Annotated in this window: 24 protein-coding genes and 1 tRNA gene; 11 read left to right on the forward strand and 14 right to left on the reverse strand. The window is 73.0% G+C overall.

All coding sequences use genetic code 11. The features are described from left to right. Positions 1–46 precede the first annotated feature (46 nt). Both QWJ13_RS24990 and QWJ13_RS24995 read left to right on the forward strand, forming a co-directional pair. Positions 47–910 (forward strand): methyltransferase domain-containing protein, encoded by an 864-nt coding sequence (locus tag QWJ13_RS24990; protein ID WP_316527185.1) that lies wholly within the window; start codon positions 47–49, stop codon positions 908–910. Positions 911–917: 7 nt separating this feature from the next. Beyond that, the gene (locus QWJ13_RS24995) at positions 918–1,928 is read left to right on the forward strand and encodes an aromatic ring-hydroxylating oxygenase subunit alpha (protein WP_316527186.1); all 1,011 of its coding nucleotides are present in this window, start codon (positions 918–920) and stop codon (positions 1,926–1,928) included. Between the two features lie 401 nt (positions 1,929–2,329). Here the strand turns inward: QWJ13_RS24995 and QWJ13_RS25000 are convergent, their stop codons facing one another. The 7 genes from QWJ13_RS25000 to QWJ13_RS25030 all read right to left on the reverse strand — a co-directional run bounded on the left by QWJ13_RS25000 (position 2,330) and on the right by QWJ13_RS25030 (position 10,487). After that, positions 2,330–3,988: a 4Fe-4S binding protein gene (locus QWJ13_RS25000; RefSeq protein ID WP_316527187.1), complete on the reverse strand. Its 1,659-nt coding sequence runs from the start codon at positions 3,986–3,988 to the stop codon at positions 2,330–2,332. A gap of 62 nt (positions 3,989–4,050) precedes the next feature. Then, positions 4,051–4,962, reverse strand: coding sequence for an AurF N-oxygenase family protein (locus tag QWJ13_RS25005; protein WP_316527188.1), 912 nt, complete (start codon positions 4,960–4,962; stop codon positions 4,051–4,053). A 327-nt stretch (positions 4,963–5,289) separates the two neighbouring features. Beyond that, entirely contained in the window at positions 5,290–6,342 is a 1,053-nt protein-coding gene (locus QWJ13_RS25010) for an alpha/beta hydrolase (protein ID WP_316527189.1), read from the reverse strand. 147 nt (positions 6,343–6,489) lie between these two features. Then, on the reverse strand, positions 6,490–7,614 hold the full coding sequence (locus tag QWJ13_RS25015; RefSeq protein WP_316527190.1) for an RNA ligase family protein: 1,125 nt from the start codon (positions 7,612–7,614) through the stop codon (positions 6,490–6,492). Positions 7,615–7,662: 48 nt separating this feature from the next. After that, positions 7,663–8,910 carry a 3-phosphoshikimate 1-carboxyvinyltransferase gene (aroA, locus tag QWJ13_RS25020; RefSeq protein ID WP_316527191.1) on the reverse strand — a complete coding sequence of 416 codons (1,248 nt, stop codon included), beginning with the start codon at positions 8,908–8,910 and terminating at the stop codon, positions 7,663–7,665. Positions 8,911–9,101: 191 nt separating this feature from the next. Continuing rightward, positions 9,102–9,608 (reverse strand): hypothetical protein, encoded by a 507-nt coding sequence (locus QWJ13_RS25025; RefSeq protein ID WP_316527193.1) that lies wholly within the window; start codon positions 9,606–9,608, stop codon positions 9,102–9,104. A gap of 249 nt (positions 9,609–9,857) precedes the next feature. Beyond that, positions 9,858–10,487 (reverse strand): TetR/AcrR family transcriptional regulator, encoded by a 630-nt coding sequence (locus tag QWJ13_RS25030; protein ID WP_316527195.1) that lies wholly within the window; start codon positions 10,485–10,487, stop codon positions 9,858–9,860. A gap of 389 nt (positions 10,488–10,876) precedes the next feature. Between QWJ13_RS25030 and QWJ13_RS25035 the strand changes: the two genes are divergently transcribed. After that, the gene (locus tag QWJ13_RS25035) at positions 10,877–12,292 is read left to right on the forward strand and encodes an amidase (protein WP_316527197.1); all 1,416 of its coding nucleotides are present in this window, start codon (positions 10,877–10,879) and stop codon (positions 12,290–12,292) included. 99 nt (positions 12,293–12,391) lie between these two features. Here the strand turns inward: QWJ13_RS25035 and QWJ13_RS25040 are convergent, their stop codons facing one another. The 3 genes from QWJ13_RS25040 to QWJ13_RS25050 form a co-directional block, all read right to left on the reverse strand. After that, a complete protein-coding gene (locus QWJ13_RS25040; protein ID WP_316527198.1) occupies positions 12,392–12,634 on the reverse strand; it encodes a hypothetical protein in 243 nt (80 codons plus the stop codon). Positions 12,635–12,699: 65 nt separating this feature from the next. Then, complete coding sequence (locus QWJ13_RS25045; protein ID WP_316527199.1) at positions 12,700–13,347, reverse strand: response regulator transcription factor; 648 nt, start codon at positions 13,345–13,347, stop codon at positions 12,700–12,702. Between the two features lie 86 nt (positions 13,348–13,433). After that, on the reverse strand, positions 13,434–14,642 hold the full coding sequence (locus QWJ13_RS25050; RefSeq protein WP_316527200.1) for a sensor histidine kinase: 1,209 nt from the start codon (positions 14,640–14,642) through the stop codon (positions 13,434–13,436). Positions 14,643–14,810: 168 nt separating this feature from the next. Here QWJ13_RS25050 and QWJ13_RS25055 point away from each other — a divergent pair, with 168 nt between their 5' ends. The 3 genes from QWJ13_RS25055 (at position 14,811) to QWJ13_RS25065 (ending at position 16,398) form a co-directional block, all read left to right on the forward strand. Continuing rightward, the gene (locus QWJ13_RS25055) at positions 14,811–15,224 is read left to right on the forward strand and encodes a hypothetical protein (RefSeq protein WP_316527202.1); all 414 of its coding nucleotides are present in this window, start codon (positions 14,811–14,813) and stop codon (positions 15,222–15,224) included. 238 nt (positions 15,225–15,462) lie between these two features. Then, positions 15,463–15,732, forward strand: coding sequence for a hypothetical protein (locus tag QWJ13_RS25060; protein WP_316527203.1), 270 nt, complete (start codon positions 15,463–15,465; stop codon positions 15,730–15,732). Positions 15,733–15,990: 258 nt separating this feature from the next. After that, positions 15,991–16,398 carry a hypothetical protein gene (locus QWJ13_RS25065; protein ID WP_316527204.1) on the forward strand — a complete coding sequence of 136 codons (408 nt, stop codon included), beginning with the start codon at positions 15,991–15,993 and terminating at the stop codon, positions 16,396–16,398. A 65-nt stretch (positions 16,399–16,463) separates the two neighbouring features. Here the strand turns inward: QWJ13_RS25065 and QWJ13_RS25070 are convergent. Both QWJ13_RS25070 and QWJ13_RS25075 read right to left on the reverse strand, forming a co-directional pair. Next, positions 16,464–16,547: transfer RNA gene (locus QWJ13_RS25070), tRNA-Leu, on the reverse strand. A gap of 68 nt (positions 16,548–16,615) precedes the next feature. Further along, a complete protein-coding gene (locus QWJ13_RS25075; RefSeq protein WP_316527205.1) occupies positions 16,616–17,008 on the reverse strand; it encodes an NUDIX hydrolase in 393 nt (130 codons plus the stop codon). A gap of 68 nt (positions 17,009–17,076) precedes the next feature. On the opposite strand from QWJ13_RS25075, the gene QWJ13_RS25080 reads away from it, so the two are divergent. The 4 genes from QWJ13_RS25080 (at position 17,077) to QWJ13_RS25095 (ending at position 21,091) form a co-directional block, all read left to right on the forward strand. After that, positions 17,077–17,880 carry a hypothetical protein gene (locus QWJ13_RS25080; RefSeq protein ID WP_316527206.1) on the forward strand — a complete coding sequence of 268 codons (804 nt, stop codon included), beginning with the start codon at positions 17,077–17,079 and terminating at the stop codon, positions 17,878–17,880. Between the two features lie 269 nt (positions 17,881–18,149). Further along, a complete protein-coding gene (locus QWJ13_RS25085; protein ID WP_316527208.1) occupies positions 18,150–18,716 on the forward strand; it encodes a hypothetical protein in 567 nt (188 codons plus the stop codon). A gap of 125 nt (positions 18,717–18,841) precedes the next feature. Next, positions 18,842–20,398 carry an AMP-binding protein gene (locus QWJ13_RS25090; RefSeq protein ID WP_316527209.1) on the forward strand — a complete coding sequence of 519 codons (1,557 nt, stop codon included), beginning with the start codon at positions 18,842–18,844 and terminating at the stop codon, positions 20,396–20,398. A 213-nt stretch (positions 20,399–20,611) separates the two neighbouring features. Next, positions 20,612–21,091, forward strand: coding sequence for a GNAT family N-acetyltransferase (locus tag QWJ13_RS25095; RefSeq protein ID WP_316527211.1), 480 nt, complete (start codon positions 20,612–20,614; stop codon positions 21,089–21,091). Here the strand turns inward: QWJ13_RS25095 and QWJ13_RS25100 are convergent. Beyond that, positions 21,013–22,053, reverse strand: a complete 1,041-nt coding sequence (locus tag QWJ13_RS25100; protein WP_316527212.1) for a GlxA family transcriptional regulator — start codon at positions 22,051–22,053, stop codon at positions 21,013–21,015. The two genes, QWJ13_RS25095 and QWJ13_RS25100, sit on opposite strands and share 79 nt — an antisense overlap. Positions 22,054–22,125: 72 nt before the next feature. Here QWJ13_RS25100 and QWJ13_RS25105 point away from each other — a divergent pair, with 72 nt between their 5' ends. Beyond that, a complete protein-coding gene (locus tag QWJ13_RS25105; protein ID WP_316527213.1) occupies positions 22,126–22,722 on the forward strand; it encodes a cysteine hydrolase family protein in 597 nt (198 codons plus the stop codon). A 52-nt stretch (positions 22,723–22,774) separates the two neighbouring features. Here the strand turns inward: QWJ13_RS25105 and QWJ13_RS25110 are convergent, their stop codons facing one another. After that, a complete protein-coding gene (locus tag QWJ13_RS25110; protein WP_316527214.1) occupies positions 22,775–23,284 on the reverse strand; it encodes a DinB family protein in 510 nt (169 codons plus the stop codon). Positions 23,285–23,313: the final 29 nt, after the last annotated feature.

Genomic DNA, 23,313 nt, shown 5'->3' on the forward strand with positions numbered 1-23,313 from the left:
GCGTGTCGCCGGATAGCCCTCCCCACTCGGCGGGTAGCCCGGTGGTATGGGCGCTGAGGGACTCGATCTGGCCGGGTTGCGCAGGGTGTACGGGCGGGCGGGGAGCAAGTGGTTCTACGCGCGGGTGGCGCGCAACGCACGGCACTGGGGGTGGACGGAGCCGGGGCAGTCGAAGTGGCGGCTGTGGCGGGCGCAACGGCAGTTGGAGGACGTGCTGGGGCGGAAGTTGGCGCTGCCCGCGCGGGCCCGGGTGCTGGATGTCGGGTGCGGGGCGGGGGTGGTGGCGCGAGCGATGGCGGTGCGGTTCGGGCTGCTGGTGACGGGGGTCGACGTACTGGACTTCCACCTCGCCGAGGCCCGTCGGCTCAGCGCCCGGGCGCGGATGGGCGCGCGGACGGTGTTCCGCTACAGCGACTTCCACCGGCTCCCGTTCGGCGACGGGGAGTTCGACGGCGCGTACTCAATGGAGACGCTGGTCCACTCCTACGATCCGGCCGCCGCCCTGGCCGAGTTCCACCGGGTGCTGCGCCCCGGCGGGCGGTTGGTGCTGCTCGGCCCGATGAGCACCGGCCCGCTGGAGGAACTCCCCGCGCGGGCACGGGCGTTGCTCGAACCGTACCTGGACGCGATGACCATGGTGGGTGCCCGGGTCTACCACGCCGGCAATCTCCCGCGGCTGCTCACCGAGGCCGGGTTCGAGGTCGAGGAGGCGCTGGACGCGACACCGTACTACCTGCCGACCTCCGAGGCGGTGTACTCGTACTTCCGGTTGCCGTGGGCGGTGCTGCGGCGCCTCGGCGATCCGGCCAAGTGGCTCAATCTCCGGTCCACGGTGGAGATGTACGCGGTGCGCGAGCACGTCGCCTGGTACGTTCACACGGCCGTCAAGCCCGTCGCGCCGTCGAGGTGATCCCGCCGTGGTCGAGCGTTCCGCCCCGTTGCCGTACCCCAGTGGTTGGTTCTGCGTCGGCCGGCTGCGGGAGCTGGCGCCCGGGCGGTTGCGGACGGTCCGGCTGATGGGCGAGGACGTGGTGCTGTACCGGACGCGCCGGGGAGCGGTGCGCGCGGTCGGGCCGCACTGCCCGCACCTGGGTGCCCACTTCGGGGCGGGCGGGACGGTCCGGGGCGAGGAGCTGGTCTGCCCATTCCACGGCTTCGCCTTCGGCCTGGACGGTTCCTGCACCGGCTCCCCGGACGGTGTCCGCTTCCGGGGCGGGCTGGCCGGGCGCCATCTGCGCGAGCGGGACGGCATGCTGTTCGTCTGGGCGGGTGCCCCTGATGGCGGTGATCCCTCCTGGGAGCTGCCGCCGGCGGTCGGGGTGCGGCCGCTGGCCTGGTGGAGCGGGGAGGAGCCCACCCACCCGCAGGAGGTGATGGAGAACATCGTCGACTTCCGGCACGTGCGCGTCCTGCACGGCCTGGACACCCGGGAGGCCGCCCCGCCGGAGGTGGCCGGACCACTGTTCACCGTCCACCAGCGCACCACCGCCCGGTTCCCGGGGCTGGGCCCGGTGAGCCTGGAGCAGCCGGTGACGCTGGCGGGGCTCGGCCTGATGCACCTGGAGGTCGAACTGCCCCAGGTGGGCGGCACCTTGTGGCTGTGGGTGCTGCCGACGCCGCTCGCGCCCTGGCGGACCAGGGTGTGCGTGGCGGCCGCCGCCACGGTGCCGGTGCCGGGGGGCCGCTCGGTGCGGGCCGTCGATCGGGCGGCTTCCTGGGCGGCGTTGCGGGCCACGGTGCGGATCATCGGGCAGGACCGGGTGGTGCTGGCCCACAAGCGGTACCTGGCGCAGCCCCGGCTGGTCCCCGGGGAGCGTTCGATCGGGCTGTTCCGCCGCTGGGCCGGGCAGTTCTACCCCGGGTTCCACTCCGAGGCCGTTCCCGGGTTCCGGTTCGAGGCGAGCCCCGAGTCGGGCGTCATGGACTGAGCCTCGGCCGGATCGGGCAGCCCGGGTACGGAGCGTCCTTCGGCCAGCCAGCGCCGGGCCAGTTCGGCGTAGATGGGGACCTGTTCCGGCCTGTCCGGGAGGCCGCGCAGGATCGTTTCCTCAACCGGTTCTCGCTCCGGCCTCGCCCGAACACCACTCACGCCCACCCAACGCGCCCCGCCCGCCCCGGGACACGGCCGCGTCAACCCGGCGCTCCGCGTGTCACCCCACGCGCGGGCCGCCCGCCGCGCGGCCGGGTGCGCGGGAAGACGGCCGGGTGCCGGAAGACAGCCGGGTGCGCGGGAAGACAGCCGGGTGCCGGAAGACAGCCGAGTGCGCAGGAAGTCGGCCCACCCGACTTCCTGCGCACGTCTTCCCCCCGGCCACCACCGCCGGCCCGACTACCGGCGACGCCCCGCCGCCAGCAGCTCGGACACGGTGGCGAGCTTCACCCGGGGCCGCCCCTCGGCCTCGCCGCGCTCACGCTCCGCGCGGTCCACCGCCCGCAGCTCGCGCAGCCCGACCGCGTCCGGCCGCCGTTGCCGCACCAGCAGGTCGAACTCCTTGCGGCCCGCCACCGGTACGGGCAGCGCGCGGGCGGCCGCGTCGTCCATCAGCGCGTCCACGGTCTCCCGCGCACAGGCCCGATTGGCGCCGATCCCGCCGGACGGGCCGCGCTTGGCCCACCCCACCACGTACGTCCCCGGCAGTACCCGGCCGGTCGCCGGGTCGACGACCCGCCCCTCCCGATGCGCGACCGTCCCGGTCCGCTCGTCGAACGGCAACCCGGGCAGCGGCACGCCCCGGTGGCCGATCGAGCGCACCACCAGCCCGGTCCGCAGCACGTCCTCGGCCCCGGTGCCCTCGACCTCGCCGTCCGCCGCCACCACCGTCCGCTCGACGGCCAGGGCCTCGACCTTCCCGTCCCCGGAGAGGCCGACCGGCGCCGACAGGAACCGCAGCACGATCCGCCGCTCCGGCCCCGGCTCCGCGCACCCGTCGTACGGGACCAACGGCAGCCCGGCCAGCTGCGCCGCCTGGGACCCGGCCGCCGCGCCCTCGATCGCCGCCCGCACCTCCGGGTCGTCCGCCACCACCACCTCGACGCCCGGCAGTTGCCGCAGCGCCAGGAACTCCGCCCTGGTCCAGGCCGCCTGCTCCGGCCCGCGCCGGGCGAGCAGCACCACCTCGCGCACCGAGCTGCCGCGCAGCGCGGCGAGGGCGTGGTCGGCGATGTCGGTGACGGCGAGCCGGTCGGGGTCGGTGAGCAGGATGCGGGCGATGTCCACCGCGACGTTGCCGTTGCCGACCACCACCGCCCGCCGCGCCGCCGACAGCTCCACCGCGTCGGCCGGCACGGTCGGTTCGGCGTTGTACCAGCCGACGAAGGCGGTCGCGGGCAGGCTGCCCGGCAGGTCCTCGCCGGGGATGCCGAGCCGGCGGTCGGCGGCCGCGCCGACCGCGTAGACCACCGCGTGGTGGTGCGCGGCCAGCTCCTGGTGGGTGACGTCCGTGCCGACCTCCACGTTGAGGTTCATCCGCAGCCTCGGGTCGTGGAAGACGCTCGCGAAGCTCTCCGCGATCCGCTTGGTGGACTGGTGGTCGGGGGCGACGCCGTGCCGCAGCAGGCCGCCGGTGACCGGCAGCCGGTCGATCATGGTGATCTCGGCGCTGGTGCCGCGCAGCAGTTCCTGCGCGGTGTACCCGGCGGACGGCCCGGTGCCGACGACCGCGATCCGCAGCGCGCCGAGGTCGCCGGGCAGGCTGCGCGGGAAGCTGGGGGCGCCCCAGGCGTGGTCGCTGGGGTGGTCGCGGAACCAATCGCGGTTGAGGTCGCCGAACACGGTGTCCGGTCCGCGCAGCCGGTCGACCGGGAACACCGCGTCCACCGGGCAGGCGTCGGCGCAGGCGCCGCAGTCGATGCACGCCTGCGGGTCGATGTACAGCATGTCGGTGGTGCCGAACTCCGGCTCGTCCGGGGTCGGGTGGATGCAGTTGACCGGGCAGACGGACACGCACGAAGCGTCGTTGCAGCAGGTCTGGGTGATCGCGTACGCCATGGCCGGGGTGAGGTCCTCGCTGCGCGTGGGGGGGGGGATGGAGACGGGTGACCGGCTGCCGGTCAGAGCATGTTCACCTTGCGGTAGACGGCCGCCGAGCGGCTGGTGAGCAGCCCGGTCTCGGCGAGGAAGGCCATCAGGTGCCGGGAGCTGGTGCGCATCATCGTCTTGCGGTGCTCGCTGGCCCGCGCCTCGTCGAGCGCGCGCTGCACATCGAGCCCGGCGGCCTGGTACACGCCCGGGTGGATCATGCTGGTGACGATGATGTACGCGCCCATGGCGATGCCGGTGGCCGAGGCGCGCCGACGGGCCGGGCTCGCGTGACGCATCCGCTCGCGGATCTCCTGCCGGGCGAACTTCATGTGCCGCGACTCCTCCAGCACGTGGATCCGGGAGGTGCCGCGGACGATCTCCAGCACGTTCTCGCCGCGCATCCAGTCGCGCTGCATGACGTCGAGCACCTCTTCCGCCACCAGGATGCCGCCGTAGGCGAGTTCACCCCTGGCGACCGCCTTGAACGCGCGACCGGCCTGGGCGATCAGCTTGTTCGGCCGGTAGGCGGGGACGCCCATCTTGGCGCAGGCCCGGGCGAACATGATCGAGTGGCGGCACTCGTCGGCGATCTCGGTGAGCGCGAACTGGAACTCGGCGCTGGCGGGGTTCTTGAGGTACTGGTCGCGCAGCACCATCTGCTGGAGGATCGTCTCGAACCAGATGCCGGTGTACATGATCGAGCAGACCTCGTGCCGGGTGAGCGTGACCCGCTGCCGCTCGGTCATCCCGTCCCACAGCCTGGTGCCGTAGAGGGTGCTCCACTCAGGGTTGAGGCCGAAGTGGTCGTCCGGCAGGGGGGCGTCCCAGTCGATCTCGGCCGAGGGGTCGTAGGAGAGGGTGGCGGCCGACTCCAGCAGCCGCTTCGAGACGTCGTCGTCGGCCTTGGTGTGGCCGTGTCCCGCCTGCCAGGTGAGAGCCATGGCTGCCTCCAGGTTCCTGCTCCGCGGGTTCCCGCTCACCCGCTTATTAGACGGACAGTACAATAAGAGCCGGTCGCGGAGAACCCCCTGTGCAGCAACGATCCGGCGCACGGCCGTTGGGCTCGCGCCCCCTGCGTTCGGATGGCACGCGGACTGCGCTCGGACTGCGCTCGGACTGCGCTCGGCTCGCACTCGGTCGGCCTGATCGGCTTGCACTCGGCTTGCTCGGCTTTGCTCGGCTTGATCGGCTTGCACTCGGCTTGATCGGCTTGCTCTTGGCGCGCGGAAGGGCGGGCCCCCGTGCGGGGTCCCACCCTTCGCCGTCCGCTACGCCGACCCGATCGCCTGCCGCAGCGCCTCCGCCGCCTCGGCCGTCGCCTCCCGGAACCGGCCGCCGAGCCCCAGGTAGTTGACGTACCCGTGGATCAGGTCCGCCTGCCGGCTCAGCCGCACCGCCACACCGGCCTCCTCCAGCGCCCGCGCGTACGCCTCACCCTCGTCGCGCAGCGGGTCGAAGCCCGCGGTGGCGATGTACGCGGGCGGCAGGCCGGTCAGGTCCTCGGCGAGCAGCGGCGACAGCCGCGGGTCGGCCCGGTCGATGGGCGCGGGCGCGTACCGGTCGGCGGCCCAGTCCATGTCCCCGTCGGTCAGGAAGAACCCCTCGCCGAACAGCTCGCGCGAGCGGCGCCGGGTCGTGGCGTCGGCCGCCGGGTACACCAGCAGCTGGAACGCCGGAGCCGGCCCGCCCCGCCGGACGGCCTGCTGGGTGGCGACGGCGGCCAGGTTGCCGCCCGCACTGTCCCCGCCGATCGCGATCCGGTCCGGGTCGGCGCCCAGGTCGGCTGCCTTGGCGTAGGCGTGCTCGAACGCGGCCAGCGCGTCCTCGGCCGCCGCCGGGAACACGTGCTCGGGCGCCAGTCGGTACTCCACCGACAGCACCCGCACCCCCGCCCGGCGGGCCAGGAAGCGGGAGACGTGGTCGTGGCTGGCCCGGCTGCCGACCACCCAGCCGCCGCCGTGCAGGAAGACCAGCAGGCCGGAGCCCGGCGCCAGCCCGGCCGGGGTGTACAGCGTCGCGGCCAACTCGCCGTGCTCCTGCGGGATTCCGATGGCCCGCGCGGTCACCGTACGGTCCGTCGGGCCGCCGACCAGGTGCCGGGCGTGCTCCATCGCGGCCCGCGACGGCCCGATCCCGCCCGGCATCACCAGGGACGCCTTGGAGAGCTGTTGGAGCTTGAGTATCAACTGCGCGTCCAGCGATAGCGTCTGGCCGTCCCGGACCACCGGCCTGCCCGCGATGGCCCGCCGCAGGCCCTCCGGTAGGGCGTACGCGGCGCGGACGACAGCGGCCTGAATCCGAACGGGGGGTGGGATCGTCATCTCTTCTGCCTCCTGGGAGTGGCCCTGGCCCGGGGGTCATGGCGGTGCTGCCCGAACCGGGGGAGCCCATGATGCGGCCCGCCCGGCGGCCTGGGAAGCCCCCCTCCCCCGCTCCCTCAGCGCCGTGTCACCCAGGTGTCGCGCCGGTCAGGTGGAGCGCCGGTCCTCCGTGTCGAAGGCCGCCAACGCCAGCGCCCCCGGCTCCAGCGCGCTGTGCAACGCGGCCAGCACGGACGCCTCCAACCCGCCCAGCGCCTCGGCGAGTTCCTCCGCCACGTCCTGCGCGATCTCGGCCGCCACCGCCTCCGCCGGGGTGCGCGGCCCGAGCTTGCTGACGGCCGCCGCCGCCCGGGCCGGGGTGAGCAGGGCCGAGGCCTGGACGAGCAGCCAGGCCGGGACGCCCGCCGCACCCTCGGGCGGGGGCAGGTACGGGCGGGCGCCGTCGTAGCGGTCGTCCTCGGCGAAGGCCTGCTGCTTCACCTTCACCAGCGGACGGGCCGCCGCCGACTCGCGCCACTCGCCGGCCGGCTTGAGGACGTACCCCTCGGCGAGGTTGCCCGGCAGCTCGGGCAGACCGAACAGGGTGGGAACCCGGCTCGGGTAGCGGACCGGCAGGTCGTGCAGGACGGTCAACGGGCCGCGCCCGAGCAGGGGCACGCAGGTGAGCCCTGCCGCCCGCGCGACGGTGCGCAGCGTGCGGTCGGCGATCCACCAACGACCTTCGGGCGTCTCGACGGTGGCGTCGAAGGGCAGCCAGCGCAGACCGGGGGCGTACCAGACGCCGGTCTGCACCGGCTCGACTCCCGGGGAGGCGGGCACCTCGGGGTGCGGGTAGCGGCCGCCGGCCAGTTCGCCGTAGATCGTCACCGTGGCGTCGGAGCCCCAGGTCTCGCGTGACGTCTCGCGCGGGGCCTCACCCGAGGTCTCACGCGGAGTCTCACGCAGGGTCTCACCCAGCAGGGCCGCGAACCGGGCAGCGGCGACGGACAGTTCGGGCCAGATCCGGCTGACGCCGAAGAAGCCGTCCAGCCCTTCGTCGTCCAGCAGCTCACGCCGCTTCGCGGCCCGCACCGAGCCGCCCTCGCAGACCACCGCGAAGTGCGCCCCGTGCACCTTCTCCGCCGCCGTCCACTCTCGGCTGCCGGGTCCGCCGGAGCGGGTGCGGGCGGGGATCTTGGGATAGGGCCGCAGCTCGGGCCTCGTCTCGAACACCGGCTCGACCCCCGCCGTGGACACCGCCGTGGACACCGTCTCGGACCTCGTCTCGGACACGAACGGCATCCTCCCCGCCCCGCCCGCCGCCTGGCAACCGGGATTCCGTCAGACCCCCCAGGTTCCCCGCAGCTCCGCGAACGCCTCGTGGAACCCCGGGAAGGTCTTCCGCACGCAGCCCGGGTCGTCGAAGGTGATGCCGGGCGTGCGCAGCGAGGTGACGGCGAAGGACATGACGATCCGATGGTCGGAGTGGGTGGCGATCTCGACCGGGCGCGGCGTGCCGGGCAGGATCTCGATCCAGTCGTCCCCGGTGGCCACCGTGATGCCCATCGCGCGCAGGTTCTCGGCGCAGGCCTCCAGCCGGTCGCACTCCTTGACCCGGGTGTTGTGGACGTCCTCGATCCGCACCGGCCCGCTGGCGAAGGGCGCGATCGCCGCGAGCGTGGGCATCGTGTCGGAGATGTCCCGCATGTTGACGGTGATCCCGCCGAGCGGACCGTCGCCGGCCACTGTCGTGCGGTCGGCCCCGATCTCCACCCGGGCGCCCATCCGCCGCAGCACGTCGACGAAGCGCAGATCGCCCTGGAGCGCGTCCCGGCCGAGGCCCGGGACGGTGACCTCCCGGCCGGCCAAGGCGGCCGCGGCGAAGAAGTAGCTGGCGGTGGAGGCGTCCGGCTCGATCGGGTAGTCGGCGGCCCGGTAGCCGCCGGAGGGCACGTCGAACACCTCGCCGACCGGAGTCTGCTCGCGCTTCACCTCGACCCCGAAGGAGCGCATCATCGCCAGCGTGATGCCGATGTACGGGGCCGAGACCAGCCGGGTGACGGTGATCCGCAGGCCGTCCCGGGTGAGCGGGCCGAGCAGCAGCAACGCGGTCAGGTACTGCGAGGACTCCCCGGCGTCCAGGGTGAGTTCACCGCCGCGGACGCCGTCGGCGAGGACCGTCAGCGGGTGGTGCCCCTCCGCCTCCTCGTGCCGCAGCTCCACGCCCAGCTCGCGCAGCGCCCGGGTGAGCGGGGCGACCGGGCGGCGGCGCATCTGGGCGGAGGCGTCGAAGCGGTAGGTGCCGTGGCCGGCGGCGGCGAGGGTGGGCAGGAAGCGCGCGGTGGTGGCGCCGTCCCGGCAGTACACCTCGGCGCTCGGCACGGCGGGCCCCTCCGGGCGACCCTCCACCCGCCAGGCCCCGCCCGTTCGCTCGACCCGGTACCCGAGGGTGTCCAGCCCCTGCGCGAAGCCCTCGGTGTCGTCCGAGGACAGCGGGCGGCGCAGCGTGGTCACGCCCTCGGCGGCGGCGGCCAGGAACAGCGCCCGGGCGGTGATGGACTTCGATCCCGGGATCTCCACAGCGGTCACAACAGCCTCTCCCCCATACGAGTGCCCGACAGGTCTCTCCAGCGGACTCGGCTCCGATCCTGCCCCACCCGACCACTGCCGTACCCCGGCATCCACGGACTGGACGTCGGCTGCGGGGGCTACGGCAGGGGCTGTGGCGGGAGCTGTGGCGGAAGCTATGGCGGGAGCTATGACGGGAGCTGCGGCAGGAGCTATGACGGCGGAGGCGGCGGGACGGTGGCGCGCAGCTTCCGGATCGTCCGCAGCACCGCGTCCCGGTGCCTGGCCGACTTCACCCAGGCGGGCAGCCGCTCGACCAGGCTCATCGGGCCGGGCACCGTGCCGCGCTCGCGCAGCCCGGCCCCGACGTAGCCCTCCAGCACATCGAGGTGCGCGAGGTTGTACGCCCACAGCCGCCGACCGCGGCACTCCGCGTCCAGCCAGAGCGGCAGGCCGAAGTACGGGTCGCAGCCCGGGGCGAACCTCCGCCCGACCAGGAACCCGTCCACGACGCGCCCGCAACCGCAACTCAGCAGCCGACGGGTGTGCTCCCGCCCGCCGATCCACCGGTGCTCGCACTCCCCGCCCGGCCGCGCCAGAACGAGGGCGCGGCCACCGCACTCCGGGCAGCGGACGAGCACCTCGTCGGCCAACTGGCGCAGAGTGACGCCGGGGTCGGTGAATCGATGCTCCTGTACGCCACCCGCCGCGCCCGTCATCCTGCCCCTCCCTGGTGTCGGCTGTGCTCGGTGGCGATCCTCCCACCGGTGCGGGAGTACCGATACCGCCGCACCGGTACCCCCGTACCGGTGCGGGAATACCGATGCGGGGATACCGATGCGACAGCACCGATGCGTCGGTATCGGCGCGGAAGTACCGATGCGGCGGTACCGACGCGAAGGGACTGGGCAGGCAAACGGGGCCACGGTCCGGCAGGCAGGGTTGAGGGCGGGCTCAGCGAGCGGGGCTCAGCAGCGCGCCCAGAGACCGGCCAGGTGCGCGTGCAGGACGTCCTCGGCCTCCGCCACCGTCCGGTGCCCGATCAGGACGTGCGCGGTGAGCCCGTCGGCGAGGGCGAGCAGCGCGTGGGCCTCGGTCCGCGCCGAGGCCGCCCCGTCGGTGAACACCCCGCCCAGTGCCGACCCACCGACTACCGATCCCCCGGCGGCCTCCATGATCAGCCGCACCATCAGCTCCTCCAGCGACGCGTAACTGCTCCGCAGGGTCTCCGCCAGCCCCGGGTTGACGGCGGCTCCGGCGAGGAAGGCGAGCCAGATCCTGGCCTCGGCCCGGTGCTCCTCCCGCAGCAGCGCCACCTCGCCTGCCACCAGCCCGAGTTCACTGGCCGCCGACTGCGCCGGACCAGCCTTGAGCCGATGCCGCACCCGCTCGGTGACCCGGTCGCCTACGTACACGAGCGCGCACTGGACCATCTCCTCCTTGGTGCGGAAGCAGCGCTGGACGGCCCCCATCGAGACCTCCGCCCGCGCGGCGACGTCCCGCAGCGTGACGCCCTCCAGCCCGCACTCGTCCACCAACTGGCAGACGGCCTCGGCGATCTGCTGGCGCCGGCCCGCGTGGTCGACCTGCTTCGGCATCTTCGGCCTCCTCCGATCCGTTCAATCCCGGATTATTCGATGCAAGCGTATCGATGCGTCGCTATGGTGAGTTCCGATGCGAACGCATCGATGCGGTTGCATCGATGCGCCAGAACCGGCACGCCCGTACCGATACCGCCGCACCGATACGGCTGAACCGGCCCACCCGAACCGGACATCCGAATCGGCGCGCCCGCGTCGGTGCAGCCGACTCGACGCAACCGAGTCGGTTCACCTGCATCGATACGCCCGAACCGATGCGATGCACTCGACTCACCCACGGCAATGCGATCGCACCCGCCCCACCCGCAACGAAGCAACAGCACCGATTCACCCACACCGATGCACCCGCATCGCACCCCCACCCGAAACCCGACCAAGGAAACCCCATGCCCCTCTGGAGCAAGCCCGCCACCGAAATCGCCGCCGCCGTACGCGCCGGAGAGGTGTCCGCCCTCGACGTGATGGACAGCCACCTGGCCCGGATCGCCGAGGTCAACCCCCACCTGAACGCCGTCACCCAGCTCCTCGCCGACCGCGCCCGTGCGGACGCCCAGGACATCGACCGCCGCCGGGCCGCGGGCGAGGAGTTGGGCCCGCTCGCCGGCGTGCCGTTCACCGTAAAGGAGTCCACCCCGATCGCCGGTGTGCCTACCACTTTCGGTACTCCGCACTTCCGCGACCACGTCGCCGCCGCCGACGCCGTCCCGGTGGGCCGGCTGCGCGCGGCCGGGGCGATCCCCATCGGTCACAGCAACATGCCGACCATGATCCTCGCCGGGATGCACCCCCGCAGCGTGCTGTACGGCGACACCCGCAACCCCTGGGACCCGCGCCGCACCCCCGGCGGCACCAGCGGCGGGGACGGCGTGGCCGTCGCCGCCGGGATGGCCCCGCTCGGGCTCGGCAACGACTCCGGCGGCTCGGTCCGCATACCCGCCTCCTTCTGCGGGATCGCCGCGCTCAATCCGACCTTCGGCCGATTCCCCGCCGACCAGCGCCTGATCGGCCCGGACGACCCCGGACCGGCCTCCCAAGTCCTGGTCACCGACGGCCCGTTGGCCCGTACGGTCGCCGACCTGCGGCTCGCCTACGAGACGCTGGCCGGCACCGACCCCCGCGACCCGCGCGCCGTGCCCGCCCCGCTGTACGGAGAGCCGCTCACTGCCCCGATCAAGGTCGCCGTCGTCGCCGACCCCGGCGGCCACGGCGTCCATCCCACCGTCCGCCGCGCCATCGCCGACGCCGCCGACGCGCTGCACGACGCCGGCTACGACGTCCGGGAGGTCCCCGACGTCCCACGGATGGACGAGGCCTACGACACCTATCATCGGCTCTGCGCCACCGAGTTCGCGCCGAACTGGCCAGCCGTGCGGCAGCTGCTGGGCGAGGGCGGCGACCGCTTCATCGAGCTGACGATGCGCAGCGCCCCGCCGAGCGCCGACGCCGCCGGCCTGATCCGCCTGATGAGCACCTGGATGAGTGTCCGCCGCGCCTGGGCGGAGTTCCTGCACGAGTACCCGCTGCTGCTGGGCCCGGTGTTCACCGAGCCGCCGGTCGAGCCCCGGCTGGAGTCCCGGGACCAGGAGGGCCGCGACCGGGTCGCCTTCGGCAGGCGGCTCTGCTCGGTGAGCAGCTTCGTCGGTGTCCCGGGCGTCGCCATCCCCACCGGCCTGGACGCGGACGGCCTGCCCACCGGCGTCCAACTCGTCGGCCGGGCCTTCCGCGAGGACCTCTGCCTGGCCGCCGCCCAGGCCGTCGAGGACCGCTTCGGCACCCTCACCCCGATCGACCCCAGGGCGTAACACCCCGAGGCGCAACACCCCGAGGCGCAACACCTCAGGGCATAACGCCCCCAGGCGTAGCACCCCCAAGGAATAGCGCCCCCGACCGAGCGACGACAACTACCCCCGCCGGCGCAGACTCCGCCTCAGGTAGCCCGCCCACGCGAGCGTGAGGCCGGCCAGCAGGCTGCCGCCCGCCGCACGAAGCACCGATCCGAGGTCGGAGTCCGCCGGCACCATCCCCAGCAGCACGAACACCACCACCGCGACCAACAGGAGCCCCAACGTGGCCAGTACGGCCCGCCCGACGCCTCCCCCGCGCCCCACCCGAGCCTCACGAACCCCACGAGCGTCACCGGTCATGGCTGCCTCCCCACCCGTCAACAGCCCCTCCGGCCGTGCGCCCAGAAACTACCGCACTCCTCCCCCTACACCCCGGGCACCCCCGGCACCACCAGCCCGCTCTCGTACGCGATCACCACCGCATGCGTCCGGTTCTGCGCCCCCAACTTGGCCAGCACGTTCCCCACGTGCGTCTTGACCGTCTCCAGGCTCACCGCGAGCGCCTGCGCGATCTCCGGGTTGGACAGCCCGGTCGCCATCAGCCGCAGCACCCCCTCCTCCCTCCCGGTCAGCCCCGCCCGGGGCAGCGCCTCGGCCGAGTCCAGCGGCCGGGCCGCGACCATCCGGCGCAGCGCGGCGGGGAACAGCACCGCCTCCCCGGCCGCCACCACCCGCACCGCCTCGGCGATCTGCGGGACGGGCAGCCGCTTGAGCACGAAGCCGCTGGCGCCGGCGCTGAGCGCGGCGGTGACGTAGCCGTCGTTCTCGAAGGTGGTGATCACCACGACCTTGAACAAGTCGCCGTGTTCTCGCAGCAGTTCGCGTGTCGCCTCGATGCCGTTGCGGCGCGGCATCCGTACGTCCATCAGCACCACGTCCGGCCGCAAGAGCCGGGCCTGCACGACCGCCTCGACCCCGTCGGCGGCCCGCCCGACCACCGTGATGCCGGGCTGGGCGCCGAGCAGGGTGCCCAGCCCACTGCGGGTGATCGGGTCGTCATCGGCGATCAGCACAGTGACATCACCGACACCCGAGCCACCGACACCCGACCCGCTCACACCCGAGCCACCGACACCCAACCCGCTCACACCCCACCCGCTCACACCGATCGCCGCATCGACAGCCGCACGCCCAGCCGCCACTGCCCCTCACCGTACGGACCGGCCTCGAACTCGCCGTGCAACAGCCGCACCCGCTCGGCCAGTCCGGGCAGACCGTGCCCGGAGGTCGGGAAGCCGGCAGAACCGCCCCGGCTCACCCCGTTCACCACACTCAGCTCCAACTCCTCCGCCCCCGCCGCCACCCGCAGCTCGATCGGCCCGCCCGCGCCGTGCCGCAGTGCGTTGGTGAGCCCCTCCTGGACGATCCGGTACGCGGCCCGCGAGAGCGTGCCCCGCACCTGCGCCAGGTCCCCGGAGGTCTGCGGCACCACGACCGCGCCCGCGTGCCGCAAGCGGTCGATCAGCTCGGGCAGGTCAGCAAGGGTACGGACCGGAGCCGCGCCCGCCTCTTCCTCCCGCAGCATGCCCAGCACGTAGTCGAGGTCCTCCAGCGCGGCCCGGGTCGATTCCTCGATGCTGCGCATGGCGGCCCGTGCCGCCACCGGGTCGGCGGCCAGTACCTCGCCCGCGACGGCCGCCTGGATGGTGGCGGCGGTCAGGGTGTGTCCGATCGAGTCGTGCAACTCGTGTGCCAGCCGGTTGCGTTCGGCCAGCTGCCGTTCCCGCTCGGCGGCCATGGCGAGCCGCTCGGCCGGCGAGGGCCCGAGCAGTCGGGGCGCCAGCCACCGCAGCACTTCCGACACGGCGACGAACAGCGCCGCGGCGAGGAAGAGGCAGAGCGCGGCCACGATCCAGGCCCAGGCACCCGTCAGCGCCGTGGACCAGCCGAACAGGCTCACCCGTGCCGCGCCCACGGCCGACCGCCCCGGCAGCGCCATCCCCATCACCAGCAGCGTTCCGCCGCCGATCAGCACGATCCACCCCAGCGCCACGTGCGCCACCACGAACGCGGGCGTCCGCCACCGCTCTCCCGTGGCCCCCTTCACCGGGCCGGGCAGCACGACGCCCAGCATCCGCCGGGCACCGGCCACCAGCACCCGGCGCACCACGTGCGACAGCCCGACCACCCCGAGCAGCACCGCCCACACCGGCAGCGCCACATAGGCCGACTCCGGCCGCCCGTCCAGCCCCAGCGTCACCCCGAGCGCCACCATCGCCACCGGCAGCCCGGCCAGCGCCCCGAACACCGCGAACAGCACACCCGTGTACGTCGACCTGCGCAGCAGCGGCTGCAATCCCTTGATCATGTTCGCCAGTATCACGGCCCGTCCCGCAACAGCCCTCCCCCGATCGAGGGAGCACCTTGAGCGCCCTCGCCCGACCACCGCCAGGCAATCACGCCACCAAAGTTGCACTTGAGTCACACCTCATCGACACGGTGGACGACCCGGGCGGAGCGCCATGACGATCTGCATGTGACAGCTCCGAACCCAGATCCCCCCGGCTCACAGGACACCGAGCCCAAGAAGCGCAATGCCTCAGGCCTGGGCATTGCCGCTGCCATGACTGCCGCTGTTGCCATAGTCGCAGTCGCCCTCATCGGCGGCCAGCCATCTGAACCAACCAGCGAGTACAACAGTTCATCGACATGCGATCAGGTCATGCGCGATATGGACCGGCACGGCACCGCCCCTCCGGCCGACAGCGACAAGGCTGACGCCTGGTCTCTGACCACAACCAACTTCATCCTCCAGAACCCCTCGTGCTTCTCCGCCGAACTCCGGGCCAACGCTCAGACCTTGCAGGACCTGGTCAAAGCCCGGAGGTCGGACGACGCCGCAAGGATCGCCGGACGGTGCGCGACCGCAAAGCACTGGTGGGACTGCTGACCCTGGTGGACCTCCGCGCGGTGAGCTGCCGAGCAGCCCCCGCTCCGCCACCCGAAGGAACTCACCATATGATCACTCAATCGGCATCTCCGCAGGTCAGCGCGGCGAGCCTGACGTACCATCAGCTCCGTTCGGATGGCGTCGCTGCTTGCGGGGGCTGTCGGCGCATGGCTCCCTGGTTCAGGCGGGCCGATCGGCACCGCCGCTCCTGAGCTCGAACTCCCCGGAGGAGATCATCATGCGCGCTTTCCAGCGTGTCCTGGCCGTCAGTGCCCTCGCCGCCCCGCTCGTGATCGGCTGCGCCGGCCTGGCCTCGGCCCAGGAAGGCCTGGACGCGAACTACGGCGCCGGCCAGTTCGTCGCCGACCAGAACGGCGCCGGCGTCGCCGACACCAACTCCGTCGTCACCAGCGACGGAGTCCAGCACACCAACTTCTTCATCTGGTCCGACGACACCGGCGTCACCGGCGCCTTCACCGGCGCGGGCGCCACCTGGCAGAACGGCTGACGAACCCCGCCCCGCCGGAGGCCTGAAGCCCTCGGACCGATCCGCAACTCCCGGCAGCAGAAGGGCCGGTCGACCACCAGGTCGACCGGCCCTTCTCGATTCCCGGCCGCCGATGGCAACTCCACGCCACATCGCAGTGCCATTTCAGACGTCCACCGACTCCTGTGGCCCTGGAATCGGCAGCGGACAGCAACATGGGCTCGGACGCTCCCCGCGATCACCGCGTTTCGCCCGACACCACCCATGGAGAAGATTGTCATGAGCACACCCATTCGCACCAAGTTCGCCCGCTTCCTGGCCGTCCCCGCCCTCGCCACGGCGAGCGCGATCCTCGCGGCCGCGCCCGCGAGCGCCGCGACCCTCATGATCGGCGCCAACAGCGCCACCGTCGCGAATGCCGGACAGACGCTGAACGTCTCCGTCACCTACCGGTGCCTCTCGGTCTTCCAGTCGGCCGCCATCACCGTCCAGGCCACGCAATCCGGTGTGTCGGGCAGTGGTTCGACCTATGTCACCTGCACCGACACGACGGAGACCGCGACCGTTCCGGTGAGCGTCGCCACGTCCGGTGACACGTGGACCAGGTCCTCGGTGAACCTCTCCCTGTACATCGCCGACGCCGAACTCAACCGCACCAGGGCCACCGCCACCGTCGTCGCCAACTGACCCTCGACGCCTGCGGAAAACGAAACGGCCGGTCGATCCGAAGATCGACCGGCCGTCCCGGTTTGTGCGCGAGGGGGGAGTTGAACCCCCACGCCCTTTCGGGCACTGGAACCTGAATCCAGCGCGTCTGCCTATTCCGCCACCCGCGCATCTGGGTGATGAGGAAAACTATAGACCATCCCGAGCGGTGCTTCTGACCACCCCCGGGGCGGTCCCTCTACACAGGCGCGAGACGCGCAGGGGGCGGGGCACCGATGGGTGCCCCGCCCCCTTGAACTGCTGCGCGAACGGCCACCAGCCAGCGCACCACCGGGATCGCCCCGGAGCACCGGCCGGCCAGCCGCTTGCGGATGCTCGGGACCACCGGCAGCTCATCCGTCTCCGCCGAGGTGAACCACGCCACCTCGTGGGACTCGTCGGACACCCGCAGTTCCCCGCCGAGCGGGCGTCCGAGGAGGCGGATGGAGAACTCCTGGCGGACCTCGCCGTCGTCGTAGGCGAAGACGTGGCCCGGGTCGGTGTAGGTGCCGACGATCCCGGTGGCATCCGCCTGCTTCCCGATGACCGCGAGCCCCTCGCCGTCGCTGATCAGCTGTATCCCGTCGTCCATCGCCCGCCCGCCCCTGTCGGCGCCCCCTTGCGGGTGAGGCAGGAGGGGCCGCTGGGACAATGCCGCGCATGTCAGAAGAATCGAATCTGCTGTCGGACCTGTGGCCGCGCGTGCCGTCGGAAGAGGGCGACTGGCTGCGGGAGCTGTGCGGTGACGGGACCCTCGGGTTCATGCCGCCGCCGATGCCCGACGCGGTCTGGGTGCTCAACGCCATGTACGAGCACGAGCGGGGGCCGGGCGAGGTGTCGCACCACGAGTACCGCCAGGCGGGGCTGGCGGACGGGAGCATCCAGCGGACCGTGTTCGCGGGCATCGACTTCGACGCCGCCGGCGTCACCACGGGAGGCAGTGTGGGCCGCGCCGAGCACCCCGGCCCCCAGTGGCGGCGGCTGCGCTGGGCGGAGCTCGCCCGCAGGACCGGCGACCCGGTCGTGCCCGACGGGATGCCGCCCTGCCACCACTGCTTCCCCTCCGCCACGAAGAAGGGCAGCTGGCCGCTCGGCATCATCCCGCCCGCCGAGGGGAGCCTGGACCGGGAGACCTGGAACCGGCTGATCGCCGTCCTCACCGCGTTCAGCCCCGCCGGCCCGGACACCCGCTGTCTGGCCTACTACAACCCGCTGATGCTCAGCGGCGCCGACTTCGACAACCTCCACCTCCAGGCCGGCCGCCTCGGCGACGCCGAGCTCCTCTACGACAATCCGGTGGCCGACTGCAGCCCGTCCAACCTCTGCGCCGAGGACCGTTCCTGGCTCCTGGGCACCGACTACGACCTGTGGGGCACCAAGGTCGCCGGGCCGCCGGCCCTGATCGAGGCGCTGTTGGACGACCCCGAGCTGGAGACGATACGACTGTCCTGGACGGCCCCCTGAGCCGGATTCCCCCGGGGTGCGCGGGAAGTCGGACCGGCCGACTTCCTGCGCACCCCGGCAGCACAGCGGCCTCCGGTCACAGCGCGGCCCCGCACCAGGCATCGACGGCCTCGGCGTGGTCGGAACGTACGTCGCCGTGATCAGCCCCCTCCGAAATCGGTCACTCCCGCACCGCGTCCGCGCCCACCGACCGATCCACCCCCGAACCGCCGCACGGAACCGCATACTCATCCCAACGACCACCCGTCAACCGCCCGTTGGGAATGCCCTTGTTCCGCGACACCCGCCCGCGCGACATCCACATACCGACCCACCGCGAGACCGCCGAGCAGTGGGGCGAGCAGATCGCCGCACTCCGCGAGAGCCCGCGCGGGTGGTTGTTCCTGATGGGGCGGCTGGCCTCCGACGGCTACCTCTGCCACCTCGACCTCAACTACCACCTGGACGGCGAGCTCGTCGCCGTCGTCCAGACCTCCCGCCCCGTCCCGACCGGCCACCGGGTGGGCTCGCTCACCACCCCGCAGTCCCAACTCTCCACCTTTTTGGCCCATTCGGACCGCCTCGACCCGCACACCCGGCTCGCCCCGCTCGACGGCCCGCCCACCCCGGGGCGGGTCCTGCTGCACGGCGTCCCCGTCCCCGTCGAGGTCCACCACAGCCACGGCTGCCGCAGCGCGCTGATCCCCCTGCCCCCCTCCCGGTCGGGCTATGTGATCGTCACCGCCTCCGCCGAGCACTGGGCCACCGCCACCGACCTCGCCCTCCGGCCCCCGTCGGCGTTCCGAGCGGGGGTGACACACGGGGGGCGCACAAGCGATGCGGGGCGCGTGTCCTGAATCACCGTCACATACGCGCCGTCGGCGATCCGTTCACGCCAATGGCCCGCCGAACCCACCCGGCACCGCGACGGGCGCGGAGTTAGTCTGTGGCCATGGTTGCAAACTACAAGGAAGAAGTAGCCATGCGGGAAGCGGAGTTCGTCAGCGGCCCGGAGATGATCCTCCGGTCCCTCGCATCCGACCCCGACCGGCAGGCCATCGTCACCGCCGACGGCGCCTCGATCACCGCCGGCGACTTCGCCACCGCCACCTACCGCCTCTCCCACGAGCTGATCGCCCGGGGCGTCACCCGCGGCACCACCGTGACCCTGCTGACCGGCAACACCCCCGAAGCCCTGAGCGCCCGGCACGCGGCGAACCTCGCGGGTGCGCGGGTGGTGAGCCTGTACGACGGCATGAGCACCCCGGTGCTGGCCGAGATCACGGCCAGCGTCGACACCACCGTGCTGCTCGTGGACGCCGAACGGTACGCCCAGGCCCACGAGTTGCTCCCGCTGATCGACGTGCCGACGGTCCTCACCCTCGGCCCGGCCCCCGAAGCCGGCGGCACCGCGGAGCCCGTCGGCGAGGACGTCATCGCCGCCTCCGCCCACCGCCCCGCCGAGCCGCCGGACGTCCGGATCGGCCCGGACGACGACCTCGGCATCCGCCACACCGGCGGCACCACCGGCATCCCCAAGGGCATCCTCAGCCTGCACGGCCCGTACAGCCGCATCTTCTCCGCCCCGGTCGGCAGCGACCCCGACGAGGGCACGCCCCGCCTCCTCGCCGCCACCCCGCTCGCCCACATGGCCGGCATCTTCTCCGACATGACCCTCCACCGCGGCGGCACGGTGGTCCTCCAGCGCTCCTTCGAGCCGGGCGCGGTCCTGGCCGCGATCGAGCGCGAACGCATCACCGACCTCTGGGCCCTGCCGCCGCTGCTGCACCAGCTGCTCGACCACCCCGCGATCAGCCGCACCGACCTGTCCAGCCTCCGGCACATCGCGTACGGGGGCAGCGCCTCCTCGCCGACCCGGATCCGCGAGGCGCTCAAGGTCATCGGGCCCGTCCTGTACGGGATCTACGGGATGTCGGAGGCGCAGCTGATCTCCGTCCTCACCCCGCAGGAGCACGGCCGGATCGGCCAGGGCGGCCAGGTGTCGGTCGGCCGGCCCGTCCCGGACGTCGAGGTGGAGATCCGCTCCCCCGAGGGCACCGACCTGCCGACCGGCGAGCAGGGCGAGATCCACCTGCGCTCGGCCAACGTCATGGCCGGGTACTGGAAGCGGCCCGACCTCACCGCGGCGGTGCTGCACGACGGCTGGCTGAACACCGGCGACGTCGGCTACTTCGACGAGGACGGCTACCTCTACCTCGCCGACCGGGTCAAGGACCTGATCATCGTGGTCGGCGGGCACGTCTACCCCTCCGAGGTGGAGGACCTCCTGCTCACCCACCCCGCCGTCGCCCGCTGCGCGGTCTTCGGGGTCCGCGACGACCAGGAGGCCGAGCACGTCCACGTCGCCGTCGTCCCCGTCCCGGGGCAGCGGCCGACCCTGGACGAACTCCGGGCGTTCGTCACCGGGCGCAAGGGTCGGATCTTCGCCCCCGAGGTGCTGCACCTCGTGGACGAGATCCCGCTGACGCCCGTCGGCAAGCCGAACAAGAAGCTCCTGCGCGAGCTCGCCACCGGCTGACCCCGGCCACCGGGGACCTGAGGACTTCACCCCAAGGTGGGGTTTGACTCAACGAACCCCGACCCCCGTGCCGAGAAGCCAACGGGGTGGCGGCGCTGAGGGCCGCCACCCCTTCCCCCTTCCCCCTTCCCCGGGCGCGCGGAAAATCGCTGTCCGAACGCCCGTTCTCCCGCTTATGGTCACCGCTCTGACCAGCACGGACATGGGGAACGCATGGAGCGGCAGCGGATCACCGACCGCCAGGGACGAGCCGTCGCGCTCGAAGAGATCACGGAGGACAACTGGCGCGATGTCGCCGATGTGGCACCCGCCGACGACCAGCGCCGGTGGGTGGCCGCGCTCGCGGCGCGCTACCTCCTGCTCTCCCAGCGCGGCGGGGTCTGGACGTCCCTCGGAGTCCGTGCCGGTGAGGACATCGTGGGCCACGTGATGTGGGCGTACGACGACGAGGACGGCACCCACTGGGTCGGCGGCATGGTGGTGAGCGAGGCCGAGCAGGGCCGGGGCGTGGGCCGCGCCACCATGGCCGCCGTGATCGAGCGGCTGTCGGCGCTGCCGGAGTGCCGGGAGATCCGGCTCTCGTACCACCCGGACAACGCCTCCGCCGGTCGCCTCTACACCTCGATCGGCTTCCGGCCGACCGGGGACTTCGAGGACGAGGAGATCGTGGTGGCGCTGCCGGTCGGCGTCTGACCTTCCCCCGGAAAGCGCCCCCGGAACGCCCGCCGGTACTCCCTCGGGGCGACGCCCACCCGGTCCGTGAAGACCGGCCGCAGCGAGACCGCCGAGGCGAAGCCGCTGCGGGTGGCGACGGTGTCGACGGGCAGGTCGCTCTCCTCCAGCAGCCGCTGGGCGGCCAGGACGCGCTGGTCCAGGAGCCAGCGCATCGGGGTGGCTCCGGTGGCGGCGGTGAACCGGCGGGCGAAGGTGCGTTCGGACATCAGGGCGGCGCCGGCCATCCGGCGCACCGTCCAGGGCAGGTCGAGGGCGGCCAGCACCTCGGCGCGCAGGCAGGCCAGCGGGTCGTCGGCGGCGGCCTCCGGGACCGGGGACGGGATGAACTGGGCCTGGCCGCCCGCCCGGAAGGGCGCGGTGACCATGGCCCGGGCGATGGTCGCGGCGGCCTGCTGGCCGTGGGCGGTGCGGACGAGGTGGAGGCAGAGGTCGATGCCGGCCGCGACGCCGGCCGAGGTCCACCGGCCCTGGCCGCCGGTGAAGAGCACGTCGGGCCGGACCGTCACCGCCGGGAAGCGGCGGGCGAGTTCGGGGGCCAGCGCCCAGTGGGTGGTGGCCTCCCGGCCGTCGAGCAGGCCGGCCTCGGCGAGGACGAAGGCACCCGCGCAGAGCGAGGCGAGAGGCACGTCGGCGGCGGCGACGGCCCGCAGGGCGTCCAGGACCTCCGGGTCGCGCCGGACGTCGGGGTCCTCGATGCCGGGCACCACCACCAGGTCGCAGTCGGCCAGCGCCGCCAGACCGTGGTCGGGCACCCGTTCCAGCCCGCCGCCGAGCCGCACCCGGGCGCCCTGCGGCCCGCAGACCCGCAGGTCGAAGACGGGCAGGCCGGGCCGGGAGACCCGGTTCGCCCACACCTCGCCGATCACCGCGTAGTCGAAGGCCCGGACGCCGTCGAAGATCAGGCAACCCACAGTTCGCATGGCGGGAATCTATCGATGGGTGGCATCCCTGCCCATCACGCCTCCCCGGCGGCGCCGACCACCATGGACGGCATGACGAACACCGACGCCTTCGACGCCCCGCTCACCCTCGACCCCGACGCCGTCCTGCTGCTCGTCGACGTCCAGCGGGGCTTCGAGGACAGCGCCTTCTGGGGCGTGCGCGACAACCCGCAGGCCGAGCAGCGGATGGCCGAGCTGGTCGCCGCCTGGCAGGACACCGACCGCCCGATCGTCGTGGTGCAGCACGCCTCCAAGGCCGGGCCGCTGGCCGAGGGCGCCCCGGGCTTCGCACTGAAGGACTTCCTCCTCGGAGCCGCCCCGGCGCTGCACATCACCAAGACCGTCAACAGCGCCTTCTACGGCACCCCCGACCTGCACGCCTGGCTCCAGGAGCGCGGCGCCCGGCAGGTGGTGATCACCGGGATCATGACCAACGTGTGCTGCGAGACCACCGCCCGGATGGCCGGCAATCTCGGCTACGACGCGGTCTTCCCCACCGACGCCACCCACACCTTCGACATGACCGGCCCCGACGGCACCACCGTCCCGGCCGCCGACCTGGTCCGCGCCACGGTGACGACCCTGCACGCCAACCGCTTCGCCAAGGTGGTGACGACGGAGCAGGTGCTCACGGCCGCGAAGGGCTGAACAGAGCCGAGAGGGGTGGGAGGGCTGCGGCCCTCCCGCCCCTCCGGTTTCCTCAGCGCCCGACCGCGCCGTCCAGCTGTTCGCGGATGATGTCCGCGTGCCCGGCGTGCCGGGCGGTCTCCTCGATCATGTGGACCAGCACCCACCGCAGCGACGGCCCCTCGGTGTCGTCCGGGCGCAGCGAGCGCACGCCGGGCCGGTCGAGGTCCGGGGCGGCCGCGGCCACCGCGTTGGAGCGCCTGACCACCTCCCGGTAGGCGGCCAGCTCGGCGGCCACGGTCGCGCCGTCCAGCGGTTCCTCGTCCGACTCCAGCGGCTCCTCGCCCAGGCCCTGGTAGGCCCAGCCGAACCAGTTGTCCTCGGTCACGGCCAGGTGCCGCACCAGCCACAGCAGGCTGGTGCCGGAGGCGACGCCGGGGCGCCGGGCGTCCTCGTCGCCGATCCCGTCGAGCTTGGCGATCACCGCCGCGCGCAGGTAGTCCAGGAAGGACAGCAGGGTGGTCGGCTCGTCCGCGTTCAGGCTCGGCGGGCGCACGTCGGAGATCTTGCTCGTCTCGGTCACCGCGTCACCCTAGCCAGGACCTGAACGAG

Origin of the sequence: Kitasatospora brasiliensis (genome assembly GCF_032654805.1) — a bacterium.
Classification (GTDB): domain Bacteria; phylum Actinomycetota; class Actinomycetes; order Streptomycetales; family Streptomycetaceae; genus Kitasatospora; species Kitasatospora brasiliensis.